This is a genomic window from Cellulomonas biazotea (assembly GCF_004306155.1).
Taxonomy (GTDB): domain Bacteria; phylum Actinomycetota; class Actinomycetes; order Actinomycetales; family Cellulomonadaceae; genus Cellulomonas; species Cellulomonas biazotea.
Window position 1 is genome coordinate 1 of record NZ_BIMR01000387.1, and the last position, 486, is coordinate 486.

Consider the following 486-nt stretch of genomic DNA (forward strand, 5'->3'; position numbering starts at 1 on the left):
CCTCGTCGACGCCGCACGCGGGCGCGTGCTCGACACGGGCGCCACCCCGCAGCGCGCGGTGTGGGACGCCGCGGCGGGCGTCGCCGACCAGCTCGCGGCGCTCGGCGGGATGTTCGCCGAGCGCGCGGGCGACGTCCGGGACGTGCGGGACCGCGTCGTCGCCGCGCTCACCGGCGCGCCCGTGCCCGGCGTCCCCGACCCCGGCGAGCCGTTCGTGCTCGTCGCCCGGGACCTCGCACCCGCCGACACCGCCCGACTCGACCCCGGCGCCGTGCTCGCGCTCGTCATCGAGGGCGGCGGCCCGACGTCGCACACCGCGATCCTCGCCCGCGCGCTCGGCATCCCCGCGGTCGTGGCCGTCCCCGGCGCCGACCTGCTGCGCGACGGCGACACCGTGCTCGTCGACGGCGGGCTCGGCGAGGTCGTGCGCGACCCCGCCCCCGAGGCCGTCGCGGGTGCGGGCCGCCCCGCGCCGCGGCCCGACCG

1 protein-coding gene is annotated in these 486 nt (G+C 81.9%); it reads left to right on the plus strand.

Annotated features, from left to right (window positions below; all coding sequences use genetic code 11):
- Positions 1 to 486: PEP-utilizing enzyme (locus tag CBZ_RS19010; RefSeq protein ID WP_246013549.1), on the plus strand; the 486-nt coding region annotated here is incomplete at both ends.